This window comes from Lysinibacillus phoenicis (assembly GCF_047238325.1).
Taxonomy (GTDB): Bacteria; Bacillota; Bacilli; order Bacillales_A; family Planococcaceae; genus Lysinibacillus; species Lysinibacillus irui.
This window is the reverse complement of the sequence record NZ_JBDFMP010000002.1, coordinates 2,417,720-2,442,839: the sequence shown is the minus strand read 5'-3', so window position 1 is coordinate 2,442,839 and position 25,120 is coordinate 2,417,720. Positions and strand designations below refer to the sequence as shown.

23 protein-coding genes and 1 riboswitch are annotated in these 25,120 nt (G+C 37.0%); of the genes, 13 read left to right on the top strand and 10 right to left on the bottom strand.

Annotated elements, in window-relative coordinates; genetic code table 11:
- Window positions 1-10 precede the first annotated feature (10 nt).
- Window positions 11-721 (bottom strand): Fe-S oxidoreductase, encoded by a 711-nt coding sequence (locus ABC382_RS13590; protein ID WP_322604857.1) that lies wholly within the window; start codon window positions 719-721, stop codon window positions 11-13.
- A gap of 118 nt (window positions 722-839) precedes the next feature.
- Between ABC382_RS13590 and ABC382_RS13585 the strand changes: the two genes are divergently transcribed.
- The gene (locus ABC382_RS13585) at window positions 840-1,271 is read left to right on the top strand and encodes a DUF4395 domain-containing protein (protein WP_322604856.1); all 432 of its coding nucleotides are present in this window, start codon (window positions 840-842) and stop codon (window positions 1,269-1,271) included.
- A 391-nt stretch (window positions 1,272-1,662) separates the two neighbouring features.
- On the opposite strand, the gene ABC382_RS13580 is transcribed toward ABC382_RS13585, so the two are convergent.
- From ABC382_RS13580 to ABC382_RS13570, 3 genes are all read right to left on the bottom strand, one after another.
- On the bottom strand, window positions 1,663-2,625 hold the full coding sequence (locus ABC382_RS13580) for a DMT family transporter (RefSeq protein ID WP_322604855.1): 963 nt from the start codon (window positions 2,623-2,625) through the stop codon (window positions 1,663-1,665).
- 205 nt (window positions 2,626-2,830) lie between these two features.
- On the bottom strand, window positions 2,831-4,060 hold the full coding sequence (pepT, locus tag ABC382_RS13575) for a peptidase T (RefSeq protein WP_274795397.1): 1,230 nt from the start codon (window positions 4,058-4,060) through the stop codon (window positions 2,831-2,833).
- 152 nt (window positions 4,061-4,212) lie between these two features.
- Complete coding sequence (locus ABC382_RS13570; protein ID WP_274795398.1) at window positions 4,213-4,863, bottom strand: lysoplasmalogenase; 651 nt, start codon at window positions 4,861-4,863, stop codon at window positions 4,213-4,215.
- 131 nt (window positions 4,864-4,994) lie between these two features.
- Here ABC382_RS13570 and ABC382_RS13565 point away from each other — a divergent pair, with 131 nt between their 5' ends.
- The gene (locus tag ABC382_RS13565) at window positions 4,995-6,674 is read left to right on the top strand and encodes a hypothetical protein (protein ID WP_274795399.1); all 1,680 of its coding nucleotides are present in this window, start codon (window positions 4,995-4,997) and stop codon (window positions 6,672-6,674) included.
- A 41-nt stretch (window positions 6,675-6,715) separates the two neighbouring features.
- On the opposite strand, the gene ABC382_RS13560 is transcribed toward ABC382_RS13565, so the two are convergent.
- The 3 genes from ABC382_RS13560 to ABC382_RS13550 form a co-directional block, all read right to left on the bottom strand.
- Window positions 6,716-7,141, bottom strand: a complete 426-nt coding sequence (locus ABC382_RS13560) for a hypothetical protein (protein ID WP_274795400.1) — start codon at window positions 7,139-7,141, stop codon at window positions 6,716-6,718.
- 388 nt (window positions 7,142-7,529) lie between these two features.
- Window positions 7,530-8,261, bottom strand: coding sequence for a class II chromate reductase ChrR (chrR, locus tag ABC382_RS13555; protein ID WP_274795401.1), 732 nt, complete (start codon window positions 8,259-8,261; stop codon window positions 7,530-7,532).
- A 115-nt stretch (window positions 8,262-8,376) separates the two neighbouring features.
- Complete coding sequence (locus ABC382_RS13550; RefSeq protein WP_274795402.1) at window positions 8,377-9,009, bottom strand: glycerol-3-phosphate acyltransferase; 633 nt, start codon at window positions 9,007-9,009, stop codon at window positions 8,377-8,379.
- Window positions 9,010-9,164: 155 nt separating this feature from the next.
- Window positions 9,165-9,278: riboswitch (SAM riboswitch) on the top strand.
- A gap of 116 nt (window positions 9,279-9,394) precedes the next feature.
- On the opposite strand from ABC382_RS13550, the gene ABC382_RS13545 reads away from it, so the two are divergent.
- The 3 genes from ABC382_RS13545 (at window position 9,395) to ABC382_RS13535 (ending at window position 12,872) form a co-directional block, all read left to right on the top strand.
- On the top strand, window positions 9,395-10,696 hold the full coding sequence (locus ABC382_RS13545; protein ID WP_412926932.1) for an O-acetylhomoserine aminocarboxypropyltransferase/cysteine synthase family protein: 1,302 nt from the start codon (window positions 9,395-9,397) through the stop codon (window positions 10,694-10,696).
- Between the two features lie 330 nt (window positions 10,697-11,026).
- Entirely contained in the window at window positions 11,027-11,413 is a 387-nt protein-coding gene (locus ABC382_RS13540; protein WP_341385480.1) for a hypothetical protein, read from the top strand.
- Between the two features lie 472 nt (window positions 11,414-11,885).
- Window positions 11,886-12,872 (top strand): homoserine dehydrogenase, encoded by a 987-nt coding sequence (locus ABC382_RS13535; protein WP_274797254.1) that lies wholly within the window; start codon window positions 11,886-11,888, stop codon window positions 12,870-12,872.
- 66 nt (window positions 12,873-12,938) lie between these two features.
- Here the strand turns inward: ABC382_RS13535 and ABC382_RS13530 are convergent, their stop codons facing one another.
- A complete protein-coding gene (locus ABC382_RS13530; protein WP_274795405.1) occupies window positions 12,939-13,169 on the bottom strand; it encodes a MerR family transcriptional regulator in 231 nt (76 codons plus the stop codon).
- Window positions 13,170-13,323: 154 nt separating this feature from the next.
- Here ABC382_RS13530 and ABC382_RS13525 point away from each other — a divergent pair, with 154 nt between their 5' ends.
- From ABC382_RS13525 to ABC382_RS13510, 4 genes are all read left to right on the top strand, one after another.
- Window positions 13,324-14,187 carry a DMT family transporter gene (locus ABC382_RS13525; protein WP_412926931.1) on the top strand — a complete coding sequence of 288 codons (864 nt, stop codon included), beginning with the start codon at window positions 13,324-13,326 and terminating at the stop codon, window positions 14,185-14,187.
- 76 nt (window positions 14,188-14,263) lie between these two features.
- On the top strand, window positions 14,264-14,956 hold the full coding sequence (locus tag ABC382_RS13520) for a response regulator transcription factor (RefSeq protein WP_274795407.1): 693 nt from the start codon (window positions 14,264-14,266) through the stop codon (window positions 14,954-14,956).
- The gene (locus ABC382_RS13515; protein ID WP_274795408.1) at window positions 14,934-15,089 is read left to right on the top strand and encodes a hypothetical protein; all 156 of its coding nucleotides are present in this window, start codon (window positions 14,934-14,936) and stop codon (window positions 15,087-15,089) included. Before ABC382_RS13520 ends, ABC382_RS13515 begins: the two co-directional genes overlap by 23 nt.
- Before the next feature lie 16 nt (window positions 15,090-15,105).
- Complete coding sequence (locus ABC382_RS13510) at window positions 15,106-17,310, top strand: sensor histidine kinase (protein WP_412926930.1); 2,205 nt, start codon at window positions 15,106-15,108, stop codon at window positions 17,308-17,310.
- Window positions 17,311-17,351: 41 nt separating this feature from the next.
- Here the strand turns inward: ABC382_RS13510 and ABC382_RS13505 are convergent, their stop codons facing one another.
- Window positions 17,352-18,500 (bottom strand): acyl-CoA dehydrogenase family protein, encoded by a 1,149-nt coding sequence (locus tag ABC382_RS13505; RefSeq protein ID WP_412926929.1) that lies wholly within the window; start codon window positions 18,498-18,500, stop codon window positions 17,352-17,354.
- Window positions 18,501-18,808: 308 nt separating this feature from the next.
- On the opposite strand from ABC382_RS13505, the gene ABC382_RS13500 reads away from it, so the two are divergent.
- The 3 genes from ABC382_RS13500 to ABC382_RS13490 all read left to right on the top strand — a co-directional run bounded on the left by ABC382_RS13500 (window position 18,809) and on the right by ABC382_RS13490 (window position 22,187).
- Window positions 18,809-19,888, top strand: a complete 1,080-nt coding sequence (locus ABC382_RS13500; RefSeq protein WP_274795411.1) for a metallophosphoesterase — start codon at window positions 18,809-18,811, stop codon at window positions 19,886-19,888.
- A gap of 104 nt (window positions 19,889-19,992) precedes the next feature.
- On the top strand, window positions 19,993-20,829 hold the full coding sequence (locus ABC382_RS13495) for an undecaprenyl-diphosphate phosphatase (protein WP_396631729.1): 837 nt from the start codon (window positions 19,993-19,995) through the stop codon (window positions 20,827-20,829).
- Window positions 20,830-21,224: 395 nt separating this feature from the next.
- Window positions 21,225-22,187 carry a 2-hydroxyacid dehydrogenase gene (locus ABC382_RS13490; RefSeq protein WP_274795412.1) on the top strand — a complete coding sequence of 321 codons (963 nt, stop codon included), beginning with the start codon at window positions 21,225-21,227 and terminating at the stop codon, window positions 22,185-22,187.
- 37 nt (window positions 22,188-22,224) lie between these two features.
- On the opposite strand, the gene ABC382_RS13485 is transcribed toward ABC382_RS13490, so the two are convergent.
- Window positions 22,225-23,025, bottom strand: a complete 801-nt coding sequence (locus ABC382_RS13485) for a TIGR00266 family protein (RefSeq protein WP_274795413.1) — start codon at window positions 23,023-23,025, stop codon at window positions 22,225-22,227.
- A gap of 598 nt (window positions 23,026-23,623) precedes the next feature.
- Here ABC382_RS13485 and ABC382_RS13480 point away from each other — a divergent pair.
- On the top strand, window positions 23,624-25,102 hold the full coding sequence (locus ABC382_RS13480) for an aldehyde dehydrogenase family protein (protein ID WP_322604848.1): 1,479 nt from the start codon (window positions 23,624-23,626) through the stop codon (window positions 25,100-25,102).
- Window positions 25,103-25,120 lie beyond the last annotated feature (18 nt).

Here is a 25,120-nt window from a genome sequence, read left to right as displayed (position 1 = left end):
AGGCTCTAAGTTATTTCTTCATTGGGCAAAAACCACAGGCCATTAAGCCAGGGATATCTTTAGAAAAACAACATGATTTTCTTACAGGCAAATTGATTAAATTTGTGGGGCTTTGACCACCTGTATATTGTGCCCACCAAGATTTGTTGGAGAAGCGTGCCCATGTTTTAGGGTCCTCTAAAATTTCAATATCCTCCATAGCTTGATCAGCTAAACCAGGATTAGATAACAATACATGATAGTGCCATAGCAAATATCCGAAGAAATTTTCCCAAATGGTAAGAGGGGAAATCGATGTTACTTTCCTTAGTTGTTGGACAATTACATGCCCATCGTAAAGGATTTTCTCTATGACTGTTTGACGCTCATCTTCATCGACATAACGCCAATCATTTGGATTAGCGAACATGGCAACGGTAAAACTATTGAATTCCTTGGCCGCATCGAAACGCAATTCAAGTGGCTTACCATCCCATACTTCGTCATAAGCGGCAAGCATATAAAATTGCATAGCAAAAAACATACCATAGCGGCGTGCAAAGTGAGAAATAGCGGCAGTTTCTGTTGCGGCATCAGTTATACCCATCATGAGATTTAAAAAATCAGGGTGGTAAAAGTCTTTATGTATATCAGCTAATGTAAATAAAGTCCGCTTAGGCTCAGTTGTATAAATACTATAGGAGTTTAATTGTTGAACTTGATCCATCGTTAAAGCTGGCATGGTAATCCTCTTTTCTTAGAACTTCTGTTAATTTCATTATAAAGTAATCAATTTTGCTTCACAAATAGTATGCCATATAGTAAAATACATTAAACATATAAGAAAGGTAGGGTTTATAATGTCACAGGTTTTTGCCATTCCAAGACCGCTAGTTCGATTAAATCAATGGACTATTCTTTTAAGTGTGATTTTTACATGGATAACCGGAGTTACATGGCTATTAGTTATTCCTCTTGCTGCAAATTTACTAGGCCTTTTATTCAACTATAACCCAATTATTCGCGTTGGGAGGCTGTTTTTAAAAAAAGCTCCTTCTGCCTATATACCAGAGGATGCACAACAACAGAAATTTAATTCCAGCATTGCTAGCTTTTGTTTAGCAGCCGGTTTAATAGGATATCTATTAGATTGGCAGGTCCTAGGCTATATCTTTACTGGTATGGTTGCAATAGCCTCATCCATCGCAATTGCCGGTTTTTGTATAGGTTGTTTTCTTCATTTTCAACTGAAGCAATGGCAATATCGACGTTCGTTAAAAAAATCTTTTTAAAAAAAGAAAAAAATTATTAGATAATTGTTGACAATTTAATTGATAATGATTATCATTATCGTATAAAGATTATTCCTCCTCTACAATACAGTGTAGAGAGGATGAACTTTAGCTACTTTTCTCCAGAAGTTTGCTAGTTCATGATTACGCTCCTAAAACCCCCCTCATTTTTTGGGAACGTGAAAATCTCAGACGACTCATTCTAATTTTAGAATGGAGTCGTCTTTTTTTGAAAATCATTGCGCATTGTTGTAATTACTATGGCAACCACTAGAGGAGTTATTCATCATTAGAAGATTAACACGGAAATGTGCATCTTGGTTCTTGATCTGAATTGGAAGAACGACGATGACATCTGTGACCAACGAAAACTTCCGCCCACAGTGAAATGTTACGAAGAAGTAGTTTGCTGAACAGCGTTTTTTCTCCCAAGTATCATTGTATAGTAACTATGTAGTAACATGCCCACAATGATGACACCAAGACCTGCTAATGCAAGCGGGTTAGGGAAGGCAATTCCTAATAATAATACTTCACCGATTATAACAAAAAGAATTTCAGTTGATTGTGTAGCCTCAACTGCAGCTAATTTGCCTTGATGGTCTCTTACGCGGTCTGTTGCGATAAAAAATAATATGGTTGCAATGACTCCAGAGCTAATGCCAACAAGTAACGATTGGAACATTTGGCTTGCTGAAGGCAGGCCGACAGTAAATATGGCATAAATAGCCATGATGATCCATGCTGGCAATGAAGCAATCGTCATGCCTAGTACACGCTGAAAGGTATCGATCCGTCCCCCACAAACTTCCATCATCTTGCGATTTCCAAGAGGGTAAGCAAATGCTGCGACGATGACAGGTAAAATACCAAGCATTAAACTTCTAAATGAAACGGATTGTGCCTGCGGTATTTGTATTAGCAGAATACCTACTAAAATGACACAAGAAATAAGAAGAGAAATGAAAGGGATTTTTTGGCGCACTGTTTTACCAGCAATAACTGAAACGAAGAGGGGAGCTAATAATACACCAGCAACAATAGTAAATTGCCACGTGCCAGATACGAGCCAACCTGGACCAAATGCTGCAGCAAATGTTAATGGTGCATAGAATAAGACAAATCCCACGAAGCTCCAAAGTAGCCATGCTATAGGCTGTGCTTTCATTTCTCCAGATAACTGAGTAAAGCCTTTCCGATAAAAAACGATGATGAGTAAGAAGGGTAGCATGAAAAAGTATCGAAGTGACGCACTCCATAGCCAGCTACCACCTTGCATTTCCATTGCATGATTTAAAATAAAGGTCACGGCAAAGAAAAGTGATGCTAAAATGCCTAATGCAATTTCTTTCATAAAATCACCTCAATTTTAGTTTTAGATTCTTTTATGTAATTAGAAAATTCAGTAATTAATGCTGAAAAAATTACGAAGAAAGGAAAAAACCTTTCTTCGTAACTATAACATTATCAATTATGTCCCATCGAGTCCAGATTTTTTTGAGTTTAATCAATCTGTGACATTTTAACAGGTGAGTGGGTGGATCACTAATACATACCTATTATTTTGCTTGTTGTTCAAATAGCTGAACAATTTCAATAATAACTTGTGTTGCCTTTTCCATTGTTTCAGCAGATACATATTCAAATTTCCCATGCATATTTTCGCCGCCAGCGAAAATATTTGGTGTTGGTAAGCCCATATAAGATAATTGTGAGCCATCTGTACCCCCACGAATCGGCAAAGTATTAGGTGTAATATCTAATTTTTCCATTGCAGCACGTGCAATATCAACAATTTCTTTTACAGGCTCAATTTTTTCGCCCATATTATAGTATTGATCTTCAATTGTAATGCTTAAAGCATGTTCTCCAAATTGTGCTTGAATTTTAGCTGCAGCATCACGCATTAATTGTTTTTTCTCTTCGAATTTTTGGCGATCATGGTCACGCACGATATAGGAAAGCTCTGTATGTTCAAGAGCCCCTTTAAAGCCCATTAAATGAATGAAACCTTCATAACCTTCTGTCTTTTCAGGAACTGCTTCAGCCGGCATTTCATTTTGGAAGGCAATTGCCATTGTAATAGCATTGACCATTTTATTTTTTGCTGAACCAGGATGTACACTTGTTCCTTTTGTAACAACCTTTACACCTGCCGCATTGAAGCTCTCATATTGTAACTCACCAAGTGGTCCGCCATCCATCGTATAGGCATAGTCTGCTCCAAAAGCAGCTACATCAAATTTATGTGGCCCACGACCAATTTCTTCATCTGGTGTGAAAGCTACACGAATTTTACCATGTTTAATAGTAGGATTTTTAATGAGGTACTCCATTGCTGTCATGATTTCAGCAATACCGGCTTTATCATCAGCCCCTAGCAATGTAGTACCATCTGTTGTAATAAGGGTCTGACCCACGTAATTTTTAAGCTCTGGGAAATCTGTAGGGGACATGACTAAATTTTCATTTAATTGAATGTCTCCGCCATCATAGTTATCTACACGCTGTGGATTTACATTGGTACCTGTATAGTCTGTAGCTGTATCAACATGTGCTAAAAAACCGATAGTAGGTACATTTTTATCTGTATTTGCCTCTAATGAAGCAAATAAATAGCCATTTTCATCTAATGTAATCTCTGTTAAACCAATCTCGGCTAGCTCATCTTTTAAAACATGTAGTAGGTCAAATTGCTTTTGTGTAGAAGGAGTAGTTTCGCTTGTGAAGTCTGATTGTGTATCAATTTTTGCATAGCGTATTAATCGTTCAATTACTTGTTCTTTCATAAGTATGGCCTCCTATTGTGTACGTTGATTTTTTTAGCGGGTGTCCAAAATTTGCTCAAAGAAATTTGAGCCTTTGATGGATGTCACGGAATCGGGCTTTGTGCGATCACAAAGCCAGTTCCGGACGTAACTATGCCAAGTCATAATTGATATTATTGTACCACTTTACTTCGGATTTCGGAATATTGAAGGATACTTAATGCAATAAACACTTGGGCGCTATAATAAGTCAGCATAATTACTTCATGTGAAAAAGCTAGTGGTGTAACAAATTTATTAATAGCTAAATAGGAATCGGAAGCAATAAATAACAGAGCCCCAATTATTGCAAATTTAGAGCCTGTTCTTATAGCTGTCCAGCCCATCGTTAAAATCACCGAAATATAGGCAATCACGGCAATGCTAAGTATTGTTTCACCTGTTTTCAAGACGGAACCTGCAATCCATATGGCCATGCAGACACCGTAAAGTAGTAGCGTTATTTTAGCCCAGGTTGGTACTTTCTGTTCGTTTGTGGTAGAGAAAGCAAAAATATAAAAGACATGACCAATAAGAAAGCTAGTCAGCCCAATTAAAAACCACTGCAATGTATAGTCGCCAATCATACAAAAAATAAGCCCAATAATAATTAAAAGTTGGTATTTTTTAATATGTAATGGTTTTTGAACGGCAGCTAAAATAATGATTAACAACATTGGAATTACTTTAAATAGTAGTTTTAAACTTTCGGCAATATGGGAAAAAAGAAAAATATAATAAAGACCAAACAAGATTATGAAACCTATTAATATTTTTTTAAACAAATTTTTCAGCTCCTTTCCTTTTGAAATTCAATATTTATGGTAGAATTCCTTTCTGTACAACGTATGTATGAAACTTTTTTAGTATGTAACCGTAAATAAGTAGACAGAAAGTTGAAGAGAGGATGAACCAAATGACTAAGCTACTGATAGCTTCTGCAGTCATTGCATTAATCGCGAGTGTATTAGTAACACCGCTTATTACAAAGAAGCGAGAAGATGGTAAATCGAGAAAGGTGATCGGATATTTCTTTATTGGCATCTTTGTGCTAGGATTTTTAGCCACAGGTATCACACTATATGTAACAAAAATTGATGTAAATTGGCTTGTTTTTTGGCCAGCAATAATTTTATTATCGCTAGCAGGTGCTCTGCTTGCGAGTGGTATTGAACGGAAGATTAAAGGAATTTTATTTTTAGCAAGTTTAGGTGTAGCAGTTTATGTATTATCAGCACCTTTATGGAATGCTAATGATAAATTTAATTCTTCAGAAATGAAGGAAGAGGTTGAAATAAAACCTTTCGATGAGACACAAACACCTGCGAGTGTCCCACCAAAATTTGCTCGTAATAAAATGAAAAAGGCATTCGGTCAAGTGCCAAATACTAGTTACTATGAGTTAGGACGTTTACAAATTCAAAAGGTGAAGGGTGAATATGTTTATATCGCACCAGTCGAGTTTTCTGGGTTCTTTAAATGGATGAATGGTGATACAACACCAGGCTACTTTATAATGAGTGCTACAGATTCGGCGGATAACCCTAAGTTTGTAAAAGAAGAAATGAAGTATGTTCCTTCTGCTTATCTAAATGCTAATTTAGAACGTCATATTCGCCTACAACATCCATTCCTTATTTTTTATGGGGATGTTCAACTAGAAGTAGATGATGACGGAAAGCCTTATTACATTCGTTCCTATGGTGAATTTATTTCAGCACGAAATGGCTTTGATGTGAAAGGGATTGTCTTAGTAGATGCACTGACAGGGAAATCAGAGGTGCTTAAACTGGACCAAATACCTGAATTTATTGATGGTGCAGTATCTCCAGAGACAGTAAGCTTACAAAATAGTTATTTCGGTAATTATGTTCATGGTTTTTGGAACAGTATGTTTGGTAAAAAGGATGTAAAAATCCCTTCCGATGAAGGAACAGAATCGAATGTTAGCCCAATTTTCGATGAGAAGGGTGATATGTATTACTTCACAGATTTTACAAGTCCTAAAGAAGGCGTAGATTCCATGCTAGGGTATTCCTTAACAAATGCACGCACAGGAGAAGCCACATATTATACAGGGAATTTAGATTCAAGTTATATGGATTCACAAGGTAATTTACAAATTATTGAGAAGAAATTTATTGAGAAAAAATGGACTGGTGAAATGCCAGTGCTATATAACTTTTATGGGGAAGCAAGCTGGCTAACCGCGGTGCTGGATTCCAACGGCTTTTTACAAAACTATTTCATTGTGTCTGCTGCCAATCCTGAAATCTCCGTTTATGCTACTACTCCTAAGGAGGCACTAAAATTATATAAAACTGCATTAAGCCGTGGAGGAAATACAGTTGACGGTAGTTCAAATGCTGAGGAGAAGCAAGCTAGTGGGAAAGTATTACGTGTGTACAAGGAACGTTTAGGAGATTTTACGACAGTTTCTTTCTTATTAAACAATGGTGAAAATTATTTAGTCAGTGCTGAAACAGAACCTCTAGCCATTTATTTACAAGAAGGTGATGAGGTAATTATCACGTATGGTGATACAGGGGAACAGTTCTTACCAGTTCGATCCCTCATTATTAAAGGGTTACAATAAAAAACAAAAGACGATCTTAGGATAACGAAGATCGTCTTTTGTTATGTCGATTGTTTTTGAATGGAGGTAAGCATTTTGCCTCTATGGTTCATAAAAAGTGTCCTTGCATGGTCATTTAAAGTAAAAATTTGTTGTACATAGTCTTGTAGCAATCTATCTTCATATTCAAAAGAATGATCATCTTCATTTTCTAAAATATAGGATAATAGAAGTGCATGTAAGACAGCCACCTCTAGATTTTGGGTATTTGTAATAAACTTCAAATTTAGAATAGAAGTGTGGGAAACAAATTGATTAACATAATCAATAGCATTTTTATACAGTGTCAAATTAACACGTGGCTCTAACCGCTTTCTTAGCTCGGTGCACGCATTATTTAATTCTTCTATTTTTAAAAATAAACCTCTTACACTTCTCTTATGCTGTTGTTCTAAGGTATGAGCAAGATGTTTATTGATATGAGACATCGTTAGTAAAACTCCTTTCTTCAATAGGGTTCATTTATTAATATGAATGGAATAGCTGGAAATGGGAAGAGTCTTTTCGTTTAATTTGAAGCAGTCTTTACTCTATATATCGAGACAAAATTACTAGATTTAATATAGATAAGTAATGATATTATGAAAAAAATGGGGTTATTATCATACGATAGTAACCCCATTATGTTATTGAAAAAATCACTAGTATAAAAAGAACGTTGGCAGGAGGGATTTTATTTCCATTCCCCCAGCTTCAAACAATCATGCTGCATTTACTAGCAGTAGTAAACAAAATCAATAAGTCGTTATGATACTGAATATAAATATTAGGTCTCTTGGTAGTTCATAGTAAATTACACTGAGCGTAATCAGTTAATTACTTCCAATTAAATCCTTTTGTAGCTAAAAACTCTTTGATATGAGGTCGACGTTGTTCGACTAAAAAATCAGCCATTTGTTTTGTCCAATTATCAATTTTTCTATTTGAGGATCGGTTATTATAATACATCTCCATTGTCTCATTATAAGCTGGTAAAAGCTCATCATACTTGTCTACATTGTATCCGTTTTCATGTAATACGGCAGACACAGGTAAGCGTGGTTTGACTTCATTGCGTCGTGCTGGTACGCCAATTGTTAGGCCGAATAAAGGAAAAACGTGATCAGGTAGATTAAATAATTCACTTATTTCGGAAGGATTGTTACGTACCCCTCCAATATAGCAAATTCCATACCCCATTGATTCTGCTGCGATCACAAAGTTCTGTGCAAACAACGATACATCAGCTACACCCACTAGAACATTTTCAGCAGAGTCTGCAACTATGTCTACACCTTCTAGTTTTCCAGCCATTTGAAGACGCTTGAAGTCAACGCAAAAGACAAAAGCACCACCAGAAGTTTCATATTGACGAGGGTTACCAGAGAGTAATCCTAATTTCTCCTTTTTGTCTGCATCTGTTACCCATATTACACTATAGGCTTGGACAAAATGTGATGTGGCAGCCATTTGTGCTGTTGCAATTAAATCCTCGATGATTTCTCTTGAAATCGGATTGCCATCATAAATACGAACCGAGGAATGGTTGCGTAATAATTCTTTAACCATTTAAATATTCTCTCCTTTGTGTCTTATCTATATCATGAGCATAGCACGCTTTGTTGTCAAAATCGAATAAAGAGGGATTTGTAGTTATATTTAAATAGTTTGTAAATGTAAAACTTTATTTCTTTTTCTTAAATGCAGATGTGACTTTTGGCTCTGTGCCATTTACTAATCGTTTAATATTTTCAATGTGCAAAATAATCGCTATGCCAAATAGAAGGACAGCAATAACAGTAGGACCGATTCCAGGAATCCATAAATAAGTTGCTGTACAAAAAACGAGATAAAACTCAAGTACTCCAACAATTAAATAGTTTGTTGCGAAAGATAAAATGACAAATAGAATAAGTGCAAATAAACCTATTTTCCAATCAACAGCAAGTAAAATGCCAATAATGGAAGCAGTACCTTTTCCACCATTAAAGCCCATATAAAATGGGAAATTATGACCTAAAATAACCCCTGCAGCCATCATGTAAGTTAAAAGCCATATTTGTCCTTCGGTTAAATGTATAGCATCTGCTAAATAAATGTGTGCGCCGATAATGGCTACAACACCTTTACCAATATCGATGAGAGCTACTAAAACGCCATATTTCCAGCCTAGGGAAAGTGTAGCATTGGATGCACCAGCATTACCATGGCCAGCTTTTTTTAAATCAACCCCAGATAAAAATTGTGCCACTTTAGAGCCGTGAATACAGCCAATTAAATATCCAACTAAGAGAAAAATAATCACGGCTTTTACCATAAAAATACTCCCTTCAAAATTTTTTCTAAAATAGTGTATGCGTTCATAGTACGTAAAAGAGCAGACAGAAGTTTCGGAAAAAATAAAATTTACATGTTGACAGAAAAAAACTCTATGTTTATACTGTGTAACAACGATGGAAATTGAATCTCATACTCTTATCAAGAGCGGCGGAGGGATAGGCCCTATGATGCCCGGCAACCAGTAAGTGATGAACTTACTAAGGTGCTAATTCCTACAGATTCTTACTTGGATCTGGCAGATAAGGGGAGGAAAACTTGCAACCGCAACCCTCTTCTTAGCTGAAGAGGGTTTTTGTTTTCTACAGAAAAATCCTCCTCATCTCCGGTGCCATCGTAAAAAAATAACCATTTGGAGGTACACAATGACAAATTTTAAACCAGAAACATTGTTGTTACATGGTGGTCAAGAACCAGACCCAGTGACAGGATCTCGAACTGTTCCCATCTATCGCTCAACGGCATTCGTTTTTAAAGACACTGCTCATGCGCAACGTCTTTTTGCCTTAGAAGAAGCAGGGAACATTTACACACGCATTACAAATCCAACTGTTGATGTTTTTGAAAAACGTGTGGCTTTATTGGAAGGTGGAACAGCAGCAGTAGCACTTTCATCTGGTGCAGCGGCTATCGCATTTTCCATTTTAAACCTAGCTGGAGCTGGTGATGAAATTGTAGCAGCTAGTTCTTTATATGGCGGTACTTATAATTTATTTGCTAACACACTACCAAACTACGGTATTAATACAATTTTTGTAGATGAAACAAACCCAGACAATTTTAGGGCTGCAATTACCGATAAAACAAAAGCTATTTTTGCTGAAGTTTATGGTAATCCAAGCTTAAAGGTTTTAGATATTGAAGCGGTAGCTAAAATTGCACATGAGAATGGCTTACCATTAATTATTGATAGTACGTTTGCTTCTCCGTATGGCTCAACACCTATTGAATATGGTGCAGATGTTGTTGTTCATTCAGCCACTAAATGGATAGGTGGTCATGGTACAACTTTAGGTGGAGTAGTGGTAGATGCTGGTAAGTTTGATTGGACTAGCGGACGTTTTCCTGGTTTTACTGAGCCAGATGCTTCTTACCATGGCTTACGCTACGGCATTGATACGGCTTCAGCAGCTTTTGCTACGAAGCTACGCGTACAGCTATTACGTGATTTTGGTCCAACATTGAGCGCAGACGCAGCCTTTAATTTGTTACAAGGTTTAGAAACGCTTCATTTGCGTATCCCTAAACACAATGAAAATGCATTGGCAGTGGCTGAATATTTACAGAACCACCCATCTGTGGAGTATGTAAATTATAATGGCTTAGAAGATTTCCCAACACATGATTTAGCGAAAAAATATTTAAGAAATGGCTTCGGTTCAGTGCTCACATTTGGCATTAAAGGTGGACGTGAAGCCGGACGAAAGCTTATTGATAGCGTGAAGTTATTTTCACATGTAGCAAATGTAGGAGATGCCAAGTCATTAATTATTCATCCTGCCTCAACTACACATCAACAGCTCTCAGCAGATGAATTAGTTCAAGCTGGAGTAACCGAATCGCTTATTCGCTTATCCATCGGTTTAGAGGCAGTAGAGGACATTATTGCAGATCTAGAACAAGCGATTACGCAGGCAACAGCAACTGAACAAACAGTAAAAGCTTAAGTAAAAACATAAGGGAGAATGTTGTAGCGTTTACGTATTTTCTCATTCGATTTGCCTCATTTGGTAATACTTCTAACGTTACTACATCAGTCGAGTAAAGTCTCTGTTGATTATCAGAACCTTTTGAAAAATAATACCAAGTATTTTTATATGTATTATTGACTTAGTTAAATCCTTGTTATATACTAGGGAATAAGTTAAGGGTACGAAATTCTTGTTATAAAGGTAATGTTTTCATAAGTGCTCCCCCACTTTTGAATAGATGTGGGAGAGTAGTTACTTAGCCAGTAACTGCTCTTCCCAAAAACTGATGATAAAGGAGTGTTTGAAATGGGTAATATCTATAGTGCACAAAACATTGCATCCTATCTAATTTATGAGCTAAATGAAGGGCATGTTTTTGTCAATAATTCATCCATCCAACACCTCCTTGCATCGGTTGAAAGAAAATGGCAGCAAGTCTTTGGTCATACAGCATTTCAAGAGCATGTTGTTGCTGAAGAGGAGAGCTATACGATAAAGGAAGTTTTCGAAGCATATAAACATTACGGTGTAAGCCATATTCCACTTCCTGCGACAGAGTTTTACTTAAAGTATGGTACTTTTCAATTAGTGGAACGAACATATGCAGTCCCAAATTTTAAAGAAGAAGAAATTAGTCTTGTTCAACAAGCTTTAACACAATATCGATATCAGTTGCTTTCAAAAGCAAGTTGAACCCCCTCATATATAAGCTCATTCTCTACTGCTACAGGGAATGAGTTTTTTCTTTAGAGGTCCTTAAAATAATAACAAGATTATAGGTGTCCAAGCATACATATATAATAGAAGAAAGACATTCATCTATTTAAATGTAAAGAGTCAATTTTTGTTCAAATCTTATGGATTAATCGAAAAAACGTATAATAAGGGGAATGAAACCGATTTCTTTTGCACGTCTAGAGAAAACAAATGTCCTTCCTAGAAAGATTTTTCTTGTGAAAAGTATGTATTTGCGATACAATTTTCTTTAAGTTAAATTTTGAATTGTTTGAATTTGTGTGTGTTGCTACACGTACTGAAATAGCAAAACTCATACGAAGAAGAGTTGACTAAAGCCTGCGGTGGGTGTCAAATGATCATGACACAACCCCATGGAGAAATTAGCTTTGATGAAACTGCGGAATGTAAGTTGGAGGGAATAACAAGAATGGCAACTATAAAGGCAGCGATTTTAGGATTTGGAACGGTAGGTCAGGGCATCTATCATATATTAAATGAAAAGCGAGAAGAGCTAAAAAATAAATTAGGTATTGAATTAGAAGTTGCGAAGATTTTAGTGACAGATGCTAGTCGTGAACGTGTGCCAGGAACAGCACATTTGATGACAACGAGCATAGATGATGTCTTAGCAGAACCAGGTATGCAGGTTGTGTTTGAAGCAATTGTAAATGAAGAGCCTGCATTCAGTTATTTAAAGCGAGCAGTTGAGCATAAATGCCATGTTATTACAGCCAACAAAGTGATGTTTGCTAAACGAGGTTTAGAGTTACAGGATCTTGCAAAGGCAAATGGTGTTTTTGTAGGCTATGAGGCAACTACTGCTGGTGGCGTACCTGTTATTAAAACAATGAAAAATATTTTACTTGTTAATGACGTAAGTCGTATACAAGGAGTCTTAAATGGCACATGTAATTATATTTTAACAAAAATGCGTGCACAGGGCTGGTCTTTCGAAACAGCTTTAAAAGAGGCACAGAGCTTAGGGTATGCTGAGGCAGATCCATATAATGATGTTTCTGGTCAGGATGCCTTTAAAAAATTAATGATTTTAAGTGCTTTGGCTTTTGGAGAACAGCCAGATTGGGCTGATGTAGAGGTCATTGGAATAGATAGTATCTCGGCTGAACAAGTACGTGAAGCGTGTGAAAATGGTTTGCGTTACCGCCATGTAGCTGAAGTGGAGAAACTGGCTGACGGTAAAATTATCGCTAAAGTTGGTCCACAACTTGTTGATAAAGAACATCCACTCTATCCAGTCGATGATGTGTTCAACGCAGTGGCATTAGAGACTAACTACATTGGCACATTAACATTAGTAGGTCCTGGAGCAGGAATGTATCCTACCGCTAGTGTCATGGTAGAAGATTATGCCGAGATTATTGGGAAAAGAGCAGGATTTGTTGTAACGATTTAAATTAACTTATTTCATTTAGAAGCCCACCATTCAACAATGTTTAAATTGTATGAATGGTGGGGTTTTTTAATCCTCGTCTTTCACATCAATATCCTCTGGAATAGGGGTAGATCGCCAAATTTCGATTTCCTCTTTAATTCGTTCCAGTTGTTTAAAATAAGTACTAAATTGACCGCTATTTATTAGAATTTGTTGTCCATCGTAAACTGAACGGATGCGCCCCTCATATACTAGACGCATTACTTGATCCTCAGGCATGCCAAGGTCAATAGCTGTCTCTGCAATTGTTTTATACATATGATTCGCTCCTTTTACAGTATTTATTATAACGTCCATTCAATAGAAAGCATACTGTGCTATATGAAAGATAAAATAAAATGGTAATTGTTTGATTTTGGATAAATATGTATTATAAATATCATGAAGTAATGAAGCGAGGATGATTGATAAAATGTTAAATCCATTGTTTGTATTACTTGCAGCCATTTTGTGGGGCATGACAGGTACGGCTCAATCGTTTTTAGATCAAGGAATATCTCCGATTGCGGTGGCCACAATCCGTTCTGTCATTGGTGGCGGTCTATTATTAGCCATCGCTATTTTGTTACGAAAAATTGACCTCCGAAATTGGTCATGGAAATGGACGATTTTAGCTGCGGCTAGTATCGCCCTTTTCCAAGGACTTTTCTTCTCATCAATACGTCTAACAGGTGTTGCTATTGGAACAGTTGCAACAATTGGGAGTGCGCCAGTGTTTTCTGGTATTTTAGAATGGATCGTTTGGAAAACGCGGCCCACATTGATATGGGGTCTTGCTACACTTATGGCCATCATCGGATGTCTTTTATTATTTATGAGCAATGGGGATGAAATAGTTCATGCTGGTGGATTCGCCCTTGCGCTTTGTGCAGGCTTATCCTTTGCATTTTATACAAATATAAGTAAAAAATTAATGGCACAAGCAGATGCATTACCAGCAGTCGCTATGACATTTTCGGTTTGTACGTTGTTTTTACTCCCGTTTTCTTTAGAAAGTGGATTTGCTTGGCTAGTAAACATACACAATTTATGGACAATGCTGTTCATGGGAATCATGTGTACAAGCGTAGCGTATTTACTGTTTTTAAATGGTCTGCAGAAAATTAGTTCATCCACAGCCGTAACCCTTTCATTGGCAGAACCATTGACTGCGGCCATACTAGGTGTATTTTTGATTGGAGAACACTTAACTATAGTGTCCTGGCTTGGTGTAGCAATGCTATTAGGAGGTATTGTTGTTTTAACACTAGGTGGAAGAAAAAAACTAAAACCTTAAGAAAATCTTCATTTTTATAATAGCTGGTTTTTAAGATTTGAAAGGTAGACTTATATTTGAGAGCGAGGTGTATATCATGACGAAATTAACAGTTCTTGTTACAGATGACGATCAAGATATTCGTGATGGTATTGAAATCTATTTAAAAAATGAAGGCTATCATGTCATTAAAGCAGCAGATGGCTTAGATGCATTAAAAAAGCTAGAGAACAATGAAGTACATTTAATTATTTTAGATATTATGATGCCAAACATGGACGGAATAACGGCTACCTTTAAAATTAGAGAGGAGCGTAATATTCCAATTATTATGCTAAGTGCGAAGGCGGAGGATGGCGATAAAATCCATGGATTATCAGTTGGAGCTGATGATTATGTGACAAAGCCATTTCACCCATTAGAATTATTGGCACGGGTGAAATCGCAACTACGACGCTATGTTCAACTAGGGACGTATAGTGAAGGTGCTACAAAGGTAGAAATTGACGGACTTGTTCTTGATGAAGAGGCTAAAGAAGTCATATTAGAAGGAGAACCAGTTCGCCTTACCCCGATAGAATATAAAATTACAGAACTATTAATGAAAAATGCAGGGCGTGTTTTTTCGATTCGAGAAATTTATGAACGGGTTTGGAATGAGGAAGCGTACAATGCTGAAAATATTGTAGCTGTTCATATCCGGAAGATCCGAGAAAAAATCGAAGCAGATCCGAAAAATCCGCGCTATTTAAAGGTGGTATGGGGCGTTGGCTATAAAATGGAAAAATAAAATAGAGAAGTATATGACTATTGCAGGATTTATTGCAGGTGTTATTGGGCTTATTTATTTTGGGATTTATGCCTATCAAATCGTCGATTCTCGCTCCTCAGAGGTTTTACAATTGTTAGAAAGAATTTTTTAGAGGAGTGTAAAGAGGGATGATAAAAAAATGGAGATCTCTTTTCGTTTTAATGTGTTTAATCTGGACGATTTTCGGTATTTTTACATTTTGGCATGTAGGTTATCAGTATATTGGTAAATCATATTTCGATTCAGAAAATTTCCAGCATGAAATAGATAATTTCACTGCAGAATTAGGTCCTTTAGTAATAAATGTACCGAAGGCAGAGGATTTGAAAAATAAAATAGAAATTACCCAAACTGAAATAGAGGATCATCGTAATTACTACGGTACATTGGGACAGCAAATCGATAATATTAAAGCACAATACGAACAGCGTATTCAGGAAGCTATAGATGCCAATGCAACTGAATTAAAGACTAAGCTAGAGACTGAACGCGATAATAAAATTAAAGATATTACGGCAAATTTTGAAGATGATGAGCATGTACGAAAGAAGATTCTTGCTGAAAAAGAAGTGCTCATTGATAAATATATTAAAGACGTACAAAGTGAAGCCAAAAACTTTGAAAAAAACTTTGACTATTGGTCTTATGAGTTGAAGAATACGGAAACAGGTAAAACATATCGTGCTGGTGATGTTACTGAAAGTAGTGCCTATAAAATAAAATATACGGAGCGAAATCCATTATATGCAGGTAACATAAGTAATAATTTCAGGGATACTTTTTACCGTACAGAAACATATGTAAATGTAGATGACCTTTATGAAACAACTGAATATACGGGTGTCTTAACGATTTCAAAAAAAGCAGTGCAAACATTAGGCGTTATGCAGGATTATAGTCGTTTTCATCGAAATCAATATACCTTCTTCTTAGTATGGCTCACTAGTATAGTAACAGCATTCTTTGTTTGGAGAGGACGTAAGGGTTTACTACAAACTGTCAAGGATATGAAGGAAAAAGAGATTTTAACTAAAGTTAAATTCGACTTTCAAGTTGTTTTAGTATTGATCACAGGATTTATATATCTTATTGCGTCTCAAGTTGTTTTTGAATCTATTGAATACACTTACGAATACAATTATCAACATAATTATGTGCGCTATATACTAGATCTTGCCTTTAAATTAGGTGTGTTATTTGTAATTGGCAGTGCCTTCTTTGTGCAGTTAATATGGTTGTATACAAGAGTAGATACTTTGAAAAAGCTAGAGGAAAATGTAAAATCGAGCTATTTATGGTCACTTGGGGATTCGATGACTGATTTATTTATCAACCGTTCGATTGCATTGCATTCAATTGTGATGCTCGCTGCAGCCTTCTTTGGTGGAGGTAGTCTTGTCGCTTCAATGTTAAGAGGAGGAGCTTTTCAAGTTCTTGTCCTTGGATTGTGTACGTTCGTAGGAGTTCCAGCATTAATCGTTTTTCTATCAAGAATGGGTTACCTAAATCGCATTATGAAGGATACGAAGGATATGGCTGAAGGACGGTTAAACCGTGATGTAAAGGTAAAAGGCAAATCACCGCTTGCTGGTCATGCGGAGAATCTTAACCATTTACGGGAAGGTGTTCGTACGTCAATGCACGAGCAGGCTAAAAGTGAACGGTTAAAAACAGAGCTAATTACCAATGTGAGTCATGATTTACGGACTCCTCTAACCTCTATTATTACGTATACGGATTTACTGAAAAACCCTACGATTACAGATGAAGAACGTCAGCAATATATTCATATTCTTGATAAAAAATCTGAACGTTTAAAAGTGTTGATTGAAGATCTCTTTGAAGTATCAAAAATGGCAAGCGGGAATATCGAGCTTCAACGAAGTCGTGTAGATTTGACACAGCTTATTCAGCAAGCGGTGGGGGAACATAAGGAAGATTTATCACAGTCACGTTTAGATTTACGAATGACGATGCCTCATGACCCTATTTATGCCTATGTGGATGGTCAAAAATGGTGGAGGCTTATTGATAATTTAATTGTTAATGTCTTGAAGTATGCGTTAGAAGGGACACGTGTATATGTAACGTTAAAACGTACGGCAGATGGTGACGCCGAATTCACAGTGAAAAATGTAGCGAAGTATGAAATTAGCGAAGATGCTGATGAATTATTTGAACGCTTTAAACGGGCAGATGCTTCACGACATACAGAAGGCTCTGGACTTGGATTAGCTATAGCACAGTCCATTGTTGATTTACACGGAGCTAGAATGACTATTGATGTCGATGGTGATTTATTTAAAGTAACAGTTCGTATTTCGGCAGTATAATGGGAAGATGGTGGCAGAGGTTTGCCACCATCTTCTTTATATTATAAGCCTAAATTTTTAGCGATAATAACTTTCATGACTTCATTTGTTCCAGCATAGATGGACATAACAGGAATATCTCTATACCTACGGGCAATTTTGTATTCCTCCATATATCCATAGCCGCCATGCAATTGCATACATTGTGTGGCAAGATTACGTGCATTTTCTGTTATCCAGTATTTTGCCATTGATACTTTAGAAACGACATCTTTACCTGCTATATGGTCTTCAATCAAAGATTCTAAAAACGCTTTGCCAAGCTCAATTTTAGTTGCCATTTCAGCTAGTTTAAATTGAGTATTTTGGAAGTCGCCAATTGTCTTACCAAAGGCTTGGCGCGATTTTACATAGTCAAGCGTTATGGCAAGCATATCCTCTGCGGCTGTTTGAGCAGCAATCGCTACCGCTAAACGCTCTTGTTGCAGTTTTTCCATCATATAGTGAAAACCTTTGCCTTCTTCTCCTAGTAGGTTTTTTACAGGCACTCGGCAATCTTCAAAATAGAGCTCTGCTGTATCTTGGGCATGCATGCCAACTTTTTCGAGTTGTCTTCCTTTGGTAAAGCCAGGAGTACCTTCTTCAATGACAAGTAGACTAATTCCACGATGCTTTTTCTCTGCCTGTGGATTTGTCTTCACTGCAACAACGACTAAGTTTGTATGAATTCCATTGGTAATGAAGGTTTTTTGACCATTCACTATATAATGGTCACCATCGCGAATAGCTGTAGTTTGGATATTGGCTAGATCTGAACCTGTACCAGGCTCGGTCATCGCAATAGCTGTTATAGAGTCGCCTGTCACACATTTAGGTAACCAGCGAGACTTTTGGTCATGTGTACCATAGGCCTCGATATATGGTACAACAATATCATTATGCAGGCCCACTCCGATCAGGCTGGAGCCTATCCGTTCAAGCTCTTCTTGAATGATAACACCAAAGCTGAAATCCAGCCCCAGCCCTCCATATTGCTCTTCAACCTGTGGACAAAGATAGCCCATATCACCGAGCTTACGCCAAAATGAAAGAGGAATAAGATGATCCTTTTCCCATTGAGCATAATGTGGCTCTGCTTCTTCAGCTAAAAACTTACGAAAGGTTTTACGAAATAACTCATGCTCTGTTGTTTCAAATTTATAACGTGTCATTTGATATAGCACCCCTTTTTGATTCGTAAATGTGTAAATATTCTGTCTTATTGATCATGTTACTGGAAGATTTGTGAAAATAAAAGTAGCTTTTAGTGAGGAAGTGACGAAAATGTCATCTATATACAGTGAAATGTCATGTAATACGATAGAATTCAAATAAACGAAAAGATAAACTTATATTTGTAAGCAATTTAAAGTGGCTAGTTTCTATTTTCACTAGAAGATTATTCAAATGCTTCATGTAATAGGATTGTTAAGTAAAATGATATAATCGACTAAATATAGAGAAAGTAGAGGACGAAGTTATGCCAAAAGTAATCGGCGGTTTACTTTTAATTAGTGTTTATAGTGCGTTGACTTTCTATTTAGGGTGGGGAGTGAAGCAGTGGCTTGTAGCTATGGGGTGGTTCCGTTATCCAGTCCTATTTTGGTTACTATTATATATTGTGGCATTTAGTATTATAATCGGAAGGCTACATGAGTCTTTACGCTTCTTTTCGGTGATCAGCAATTATTGGATGTTTATCTTTGAGTATGGATTATTACTATGTTTAGTTGCACAATTGATTATTTGGTTAACACCCTTTAAAAATGTACAAATAATTGGTAGTATAGCAGTTGCTGTGCTATTAGTATTAGGTATCATTGGCTCTTATTTAGCCTATTCTCCAGTTGTTCGTCATTTAGAGATCGCGGTTGCAAAAAAAGACAGTGAGCTTCATTCAATGAGAGCTGTTGTGGCATCCGATTTTCATTTAGGGGTTTTATCGCATAAAAGGCATTTGCAACGCTTTGTTAGCTTAGCTAATGAAGCACAGCCAGATATTGTGTTGTTAGCTGGTGATATTGTGGATGATGATCCAAAATGGTTTGTACAAGAGGGAATGGCGGATGTCATGAAACAATTAAGGGCTACATATGGAACGTATGGTATACTAGGTAACCATGAGTATTATGGCAAAAAAATCCCTGAATTTATAAGAGAAATGGAAAATGCCAATGTAAAAATACTGCTAGATGAAACAATTCGTATAGAAAATGCGTTTATATTAACAGGGCAAGAAGACAGGACGAACAAAGAAAGAAAACCACTTGAAGATTTAAAGTCTACTGATAATTTACCTTGGCTTGTAATGAACCATACACCTGACGACTTGTTGACACCTTCGAAAATGGGTGTTGATTTACATATGTCAGGTCATACGCATAAGGGTCAGCTATGGCCGAATCAGTTTATAACAGCAAGAGTATTTGAACTGGATTATGGTTATAAGCTGAAGGAGCACATGCATACACTTGTTTCATCAGGATATGGCTTCTGGGGACCACCTATGCGAATTGGTAGTAGATCAGAACTGTGGGTAGTAGATATAAAATTTCAATAATAAGTTGAAATTTTGAATTGGACTACTTAGGCGAATTGGCAGTAGTATAGAAAAACGGAGTATTTTATAATAAGTGGGTATTTTATTAAAAAAGGTAAGGTGACATGGTGGAAATTATAGAGTTATTAAAAGCATTGATATTAGGCTTTGTTGAAGGTATGACAGAATTTGCACCAGTATCTTCTACAGGTCATATGATTATCGTAGATGATATGTGGTTAAAGACAGAAGAGTTTTTAGGAAAATATCCTGCGAATACATTTAAAATTGTAGTTCAACTTGGTTCTATATTAGCAGTTATCGTTGTTATGTGGAAACGTATGTTGAGCCTCATTGGCTTATACAATATAGATGGACAATCTAAATCTATGAATGGCCGTTTTAACTTATTGCATGTCATTGTTGGGATGCTACCTGCGGTTGTCTTAGGTTTTGCATTCAAGGATTTTATTGATGACCATCTTTTTAAAGTAGAGCATGTTATTTATGCATTGGTAGCTGGGGCAATTCTAATGATTGCGGCAGATAAATTGGCACCGAGAAAGCCAAAAGTAGATTCTCTAGATAAGATTTCATATGGATTGGCATTTAAAGTAGGGCTAGTACAATGTCTATCTTTATGGCCAGGTTTTTCCCGTTCAGGCGCAACAATTTCAGGTGGGGTACTATTCGGTATGAGTCACCGTGTTGCAGCTGATTTTACATTTATTATGGCAGTACCGATTATGGCAGGTGCTAGTCTAGTATCTGTTTTGAAAAACTGGGATACTTTATCAATGGACTATTTTGGATTCTATGCTGTCGGATTTATTAGTTCATTTGTCTTTGCATTACTATCGATCAAGTTCTTCTTAGCACTTATTTCAAAAGTGAAATTAATGCCTTTTGCGATTTATCGTTTAGTTTTAGCTGCTGTTCTTTGCGTAATCATTTTCATGTAAAGTTAAAAGTCACTCTTCTGTACAAGAAGGAGTGGCTTTTTTGCATGCCTTTTCTGAATACATCTTTTTGAAATGAATATCATTGGGTTCAAAGTACTTTTTGTGGTGTAATATGATAACTGTATCTTCTGAAGAATTAGAAAGGGTAACCAATCGCTTAAATTCAACAATCAGAGAGTTATAAAAATTAGCTATGCATACAATATATGCATAGCTTTTTAATACAAAGGTTTAGGATAGAATGATTTATTTCAAGGATAAACTAAATAAATAGGCTGATGCGGTAGCACGCCATTAGTATAGATAAACTGTAACTTAGAAACCTCTAGAAAATGATTGTTTTAAGTGTTACGCTAAAGGCGAATTAGGGAAATGAGTAGAGGGGTGTTTGGAACATGAAAAAGAAATTATTTATAACACGGAAGTTTCCTACACATATTGTTGAGCCGTTACAGGAGTATTATGAAATCTCACAGTGGGAAGAAGAGGAGATTGTGATTCCACGTGACAAACTGCTAGCAGCTGTAACTGATTGTGAAGTGCTGTGGGTAACGATAGCAGATCAAGTAGATGAAGAGTTACTTTCTTACGCTCCAAATTTAAAACTAGTGACGAATTTGGCAGTTGGTTATAATAATATCGATGTTAAAGCTTTACGGAAAAAAGGAATTATGGCAACCAATACACCTGGTGTCTTAACCAATACGACTGCGGATTTAGTATTTGGTTTACTACTAGCTACTGCGAGAAGAATTCCGGAAAGTGAGAGGTATTTACGGGAAGGTAAATGGAAAAGCTGGTACCCCATGCAATTGGTTGGTAAGGATGTATCTGGAGCGACAATAGGAATTATCGGTATGGGCCGCATTGGACAAGCTGTTGCAAGACGTGCAAAAGGTTTTGAAATGAAGGTTCTATATAATAATCGTAGACGTCGTCACGAAGCGGAAGAAATGTACGGTTTTCAATATGTTTCATTGGAGGATCTTTTAAAGCAATCTGATTTTGTAGTGATCATGACACCTTATAATAGTGATACGGAAGGCCTTATTGGAGCACAAGAATTAGCTTTGATGAAGGATGATGCTGTATTAATAAACGCTTCCCGTGGTGGAATTATCGATGAGGCTGCACTATATGATGTTTTGAAAAATGGAAAGCTCTGGGCAGCAGGGCTTGATGTGTTTGAACAAGAGCCAATTGCGATGGATCATCCATTATTAACACTTCCGAATGTCGTTGCGCTACCACATATCGGTAGCGCGTCTTTAGAAACGAGAACAGCTATGTTAATGTTAAATGTGAAAGCCTTAATGGCATATGGGCAGGGCAAGGCAATTTCGAATCGAATCGATTAAAAATTGGAGCATATCACTGTGATATGCTCCATCTTTATTATCTATTAAATAAATCGAATATACCGCCGATACCGCCTTCGCCCTTAGACTGGCCGCCTCCGCCTTGTGAAATTGGCGCTGCTGCAAAGACACGACTTGCTAGACGGCTAAATGGTAATGATTGTACCCACACTGTTCCCGGGCCGCGTAATGTAGCAAAGAAGATTCCTTCGCCACCAAATAATGCTGTTTTTACGCCTCCAACCATTTCAATATCATAATCTACATTAGATGTCATTGCCACTAAACATCCTGTATCCACACGTAAAACTTCTCCTGGTTGTAACGTTTTTTCGTGAATTGCTCCACCTGCATGAACGAATGCCATGCCGTCACCCTCAAGCTTTTGCATAATGAAGCCTTCCCCACCGAAGAAGCCTACACCGATTTTTTTCTGAAATTCAACGCCAACAGATACACCTTTAGCTGCAGCTAGAAATGCATCCTTTTGACAAATGATCTTACCATTTAGTTGGCTTAAATCCATTGGTATAATTTTACCAGGGTATGGGGAAGCAAAATAAACATGTTTCTTACCTGAGCCAACATTTGTGAATGTCGTCATGAATAAGCTTTCACCTGTAATAAGTCGCTTTCCAGCACCTAGTAATTTCCCCATTAGACCACTTTGCTGGCCACCACTTGAACCATCGCCAAAAATAGTTTCCATATGGATAGAGTCATCCATCATCATTAATGCCCCTGCTTCTGCAACAACTGTTTCTTGTGGATCAAGCTCAACTTGCACATATTGCATGTCGTCACCAAATAACTTGTAGTCAATTTCATGATTATTCATAAAGGAATTCCTCCAAAAGTAAATTTATTGATATTGTATACGATTATAAGACACAATGGTTTCAATTAGAAATTAAATATTTTAGAAAAAAAGGGAATTAACTAGAAAATGTCGAATATAAAAAACTAGAATGTGTATTATTTATTTTCATTTAACTAAGGGTGTTGTGAATATACATAACCTTAAAGACTTCTATTATTAGAAGTCATCCTCTCAATGGAGGGATTAAAGTTAAGTGGAAATAAGGCCTCTGGCAGTTGTCACTGATCATTATGTAAATAATAGTATTACAAGGTGCAATGTATATTGAAAATTCGGAATTTTGACATATTTTATCTTCGCACAGTGGAAAACACCTCCTCTGTGGATGGTGGATCACCGATGTAATAAGTCGATTTTTTCACTATGGATTTAGTCTGAAGATAAAGCTCTGGCAGAAGAATCGGATTTTCAAAGGAATTGTATAATAAGACAATTCAAAATCCGGACGTAATCGCCCAGGAAAACTAATTCTGTTTACATTTATAGAATCTGTACCTATGGAATACGACTGTTACAATAGCCGAGGCATCATAGAGTATTTCAGGGGGTGTATGTAGTGGAGATTAAAAACTATATCGGTGGTAAATGGGTCACACATTCACATTTACAAAGTATAGCAGTGACGAACCCTGCAAATGGTGAGCAGCTTGCAACTATACCACGGTCGACTTCAAATGAGGTAGATGAGGCAGTTGCTGCTGCTAAGCAAGCACAAAAAAGCTGGGCACTTATACCAGCACCAAAACGTGCAGACTATTTATATGCCATCGGTCAAAAAATGAAAGAAAAAAAGGAATATTTGGCGACCGTTTTAACAAAAGAGATGGGCAAGGTAATCGAAGAGGCTAGAGGAGAAGTGCAAGAAGGAATTGATATGGCTTACTATATGGCGGGTGAAGGTCGAAGATTGTTTGGTGAAACAACACCTTCTGAGCTTGCCAATAAATTTGCCATGAGTGTAAGAGCACCAATTGGTGTTGTTGCACTTATTACACCGTGGAATTTCCCAGTAGCAATTGCTACGTGGAAGTCATTTCCTGCCATCGTTGCGGGAAATACATTCATTTGGAAACCATCGAACGAAACACCAATGATGGCCTACGAAATGGGCAAAATTTTTGAAGAGGTAGGCTTGCCAGATGGTGTAGCTAATATTGTGTTTGGTACAGGTCCTACAGTAGGGACGGCTTTAATTGAACATCCTGACGTCAAGGTTATTTCCTTTACAGGTTCTACTACAACGGGTAGTAAAGTAGCTGAGCTTGGTGGCAAGCATTTAAAAAAGATTTCTTTAGAGATGGGTGGAAAAAATGCAGTCATTGTTATGAATGATGCTGATCTACAGCTAGCTACAGAAGGGATATTATGGAGTGCATTTGGTACTGCTGGACAAAGATGTACAGCATGTAGCCGAGTGATTGTGCATAAAGATGTAAAAGAACAATTAGAAAAGCGTCTCTTAGATGAAATGCAAAAGCTAACCATTGGGGACGGTTTAGATAAGGGCGTTAAAATAGGGCCAGTAATTAATAAAGCTGCACTGGAAAAAATAAATCACTATGTGCAAATAGGCAAACAAGAGGGTGCCACATTATTAGCAGGGGGCAGAATATTAAATGAACCACCTTACGATAAAGGATTCTATTATGAGCCAACACTGTTTACGAATGTTAAACCTGATATGATTATTGCCCAAGAAGAAATCTTTGGTCCAGTCGTTTCTTTGATTGAAGTGGCAAATTTAGAAGAAGCAATTGAAGTAAATAATGGCGTGAAATTTGGCTTATCCAGCTCAATTTTCTCGCAAGATGTGAATACAATTTTCCGCGCACAGCGTGACTTAGACACAGGTATTGTTTATGTAAATGCCGGCACAACAGGTGCTGAAATCCATTTACCTTTTGGAGGCACAAAAGGGACTGGAAATGGTCACCGTGATTCAGGTGTAGCAGCTCTGGATGTATACACAGAATGGAAGAGTATTTATGTAGACTACAGCGGTAAATTACAAAGAGCACAAATCGATACAGAGTAACAGATCAACGAAAGGGGA

Bases quoted from the DNA above. Each gene is read 5' to 3' on its own strand.
- ABC382_RS13590 (WP_322604857.1), bottom strand. From the start codon at position 721: ATGCCAGCTTTAACGATGGATCAAGTTCAACAATTAAACTCCTATAGT.
- ABC382_RS13585 (WP_322604856.1), top strand. From the start codon at position 840: ATGTCACAGGTTTTTGCCATTCCAAGACCGCTAGTTCGATTAAATCAA.
- ABC382_RS13580 (WP_322604855.1), bottom strand. From the start codon at position 2,625: ATGAAAGAAATTGCATTAGGCATTTTAGCATCACTTTTCTTTGCCGTG.
- pepT (WP_274795397.1), bottom strand. From the start codon at position 4,060: ATGAAAGAACAAGTAATTGAACGATTAATACGCTATGCAAAAATTGAT.
- ABC382_RS13565 (WP_274795399.1), top strand. From the start codon at position 4,995: ATGACTAAGCTACTGATAGCTTCTGCAGTCATTGCATTAATCGCGAGT.
- ABC382_RS13560 (WP_274795400.1), bottom strand. From the start codon at position 7,141: ATGTCTCATATCAATAAACATCTTGCTCATACCTTAGAACAACAGCAT.
- chrR (WP_274795401.1), bottom strand. From the start codon at position 8,261: ATGGTTAAAGAATTATTACGCAACCATTCCTCGGTTCGTATTTATGAT.
- ABC382_RS13550 (WP_274795402.1), bottom strand. From the start codon at position 9,009: ATGGTAAAAGCCGTGATTATTTTTCTCTTAGTTGGATATTTAATTGGC.
- ABC382_RS13545 (WP_412926932.1), top strand. From the start codon at position 9,395: ATGACAAATTTTAAACCAGAAACATTGTTGTTACATGGTGGTCAAGAA.
- ABC382_RS13540 (WP_341385480.1), top strand. From the start codon at position 11,027: ATGGGTAATATCTATAGTGCACAAAACATTGCATCCTATCTAATTTAT.
- ABC382_RS13535 (WP_274797254.1), top strand. From the start codon at position 11,886: ATGGCAACTATAAAGGCAGCGATTTTAGGATTTGGAACGGTAGGTCAG.
- ABC382_RS13530 (WP_274795405.1), bottom strand. From the start codon at position 13,169: ATGTATAAAACAATTGCAGAGACAGCTATTGACCTTGGCATGCCTGAG.
- ABC382_RS13525 (WP_412926931.1), top strand. From the start codon at position 13,324: ATGTTAAATCCATTGTTTGTATTACTTGCAGCCATTTTGTGGGGCATG.
- ABC382_RS13520 (WP_274795407.1), top strand. From the start codon at position 14,264: ATGACGAAATTAACAGTTCTTGTTACAGATGACGATCAAGATATTCGT.
- ABC382_RS13510 (WP_412926930.1), top strand. From the start codon at position 15,106: ATGATAAAAAAATGGAGATCTCTTTTCGTTTTAATGTGTTTAATCTGG.
- ABC382_RS13505 (WP_412926929.1), bottom strand. From the start codon at position 18,500: ATGACACGTTATAAATTTGAAACAACAGAGCATGAGTTATTTCGTAAA.
- ABC382_RS13500 (WP_274795411.1), top strand. From the start codon at position 18,809: ATGCCAAAAGTAATCGGCGGTTTACTTTTAATTAGTGTTTATAGTGCG.
- ABC382_RS13495 (WP_396631729.1), top strand. From the start codon at position 19,993: ATGGTGGAAATTATAGAGTTATTAAAAGCATTGATATTAGGCTTTGTT.
- ABC382_RS13490 (WP_274795412.1), top strand. From the start codon at position 21,225: ATGAAAAAGAAATTATTTATAACACGGAAGTTTCCTACACATATTGTT.
- ABC382_RS13485 (WP_274795413.1), bottom strand. From the start codon at position 23,025: ATGAATAATCATGAAATTGACTACAAGTTATTTGGTGACGACATGCAA.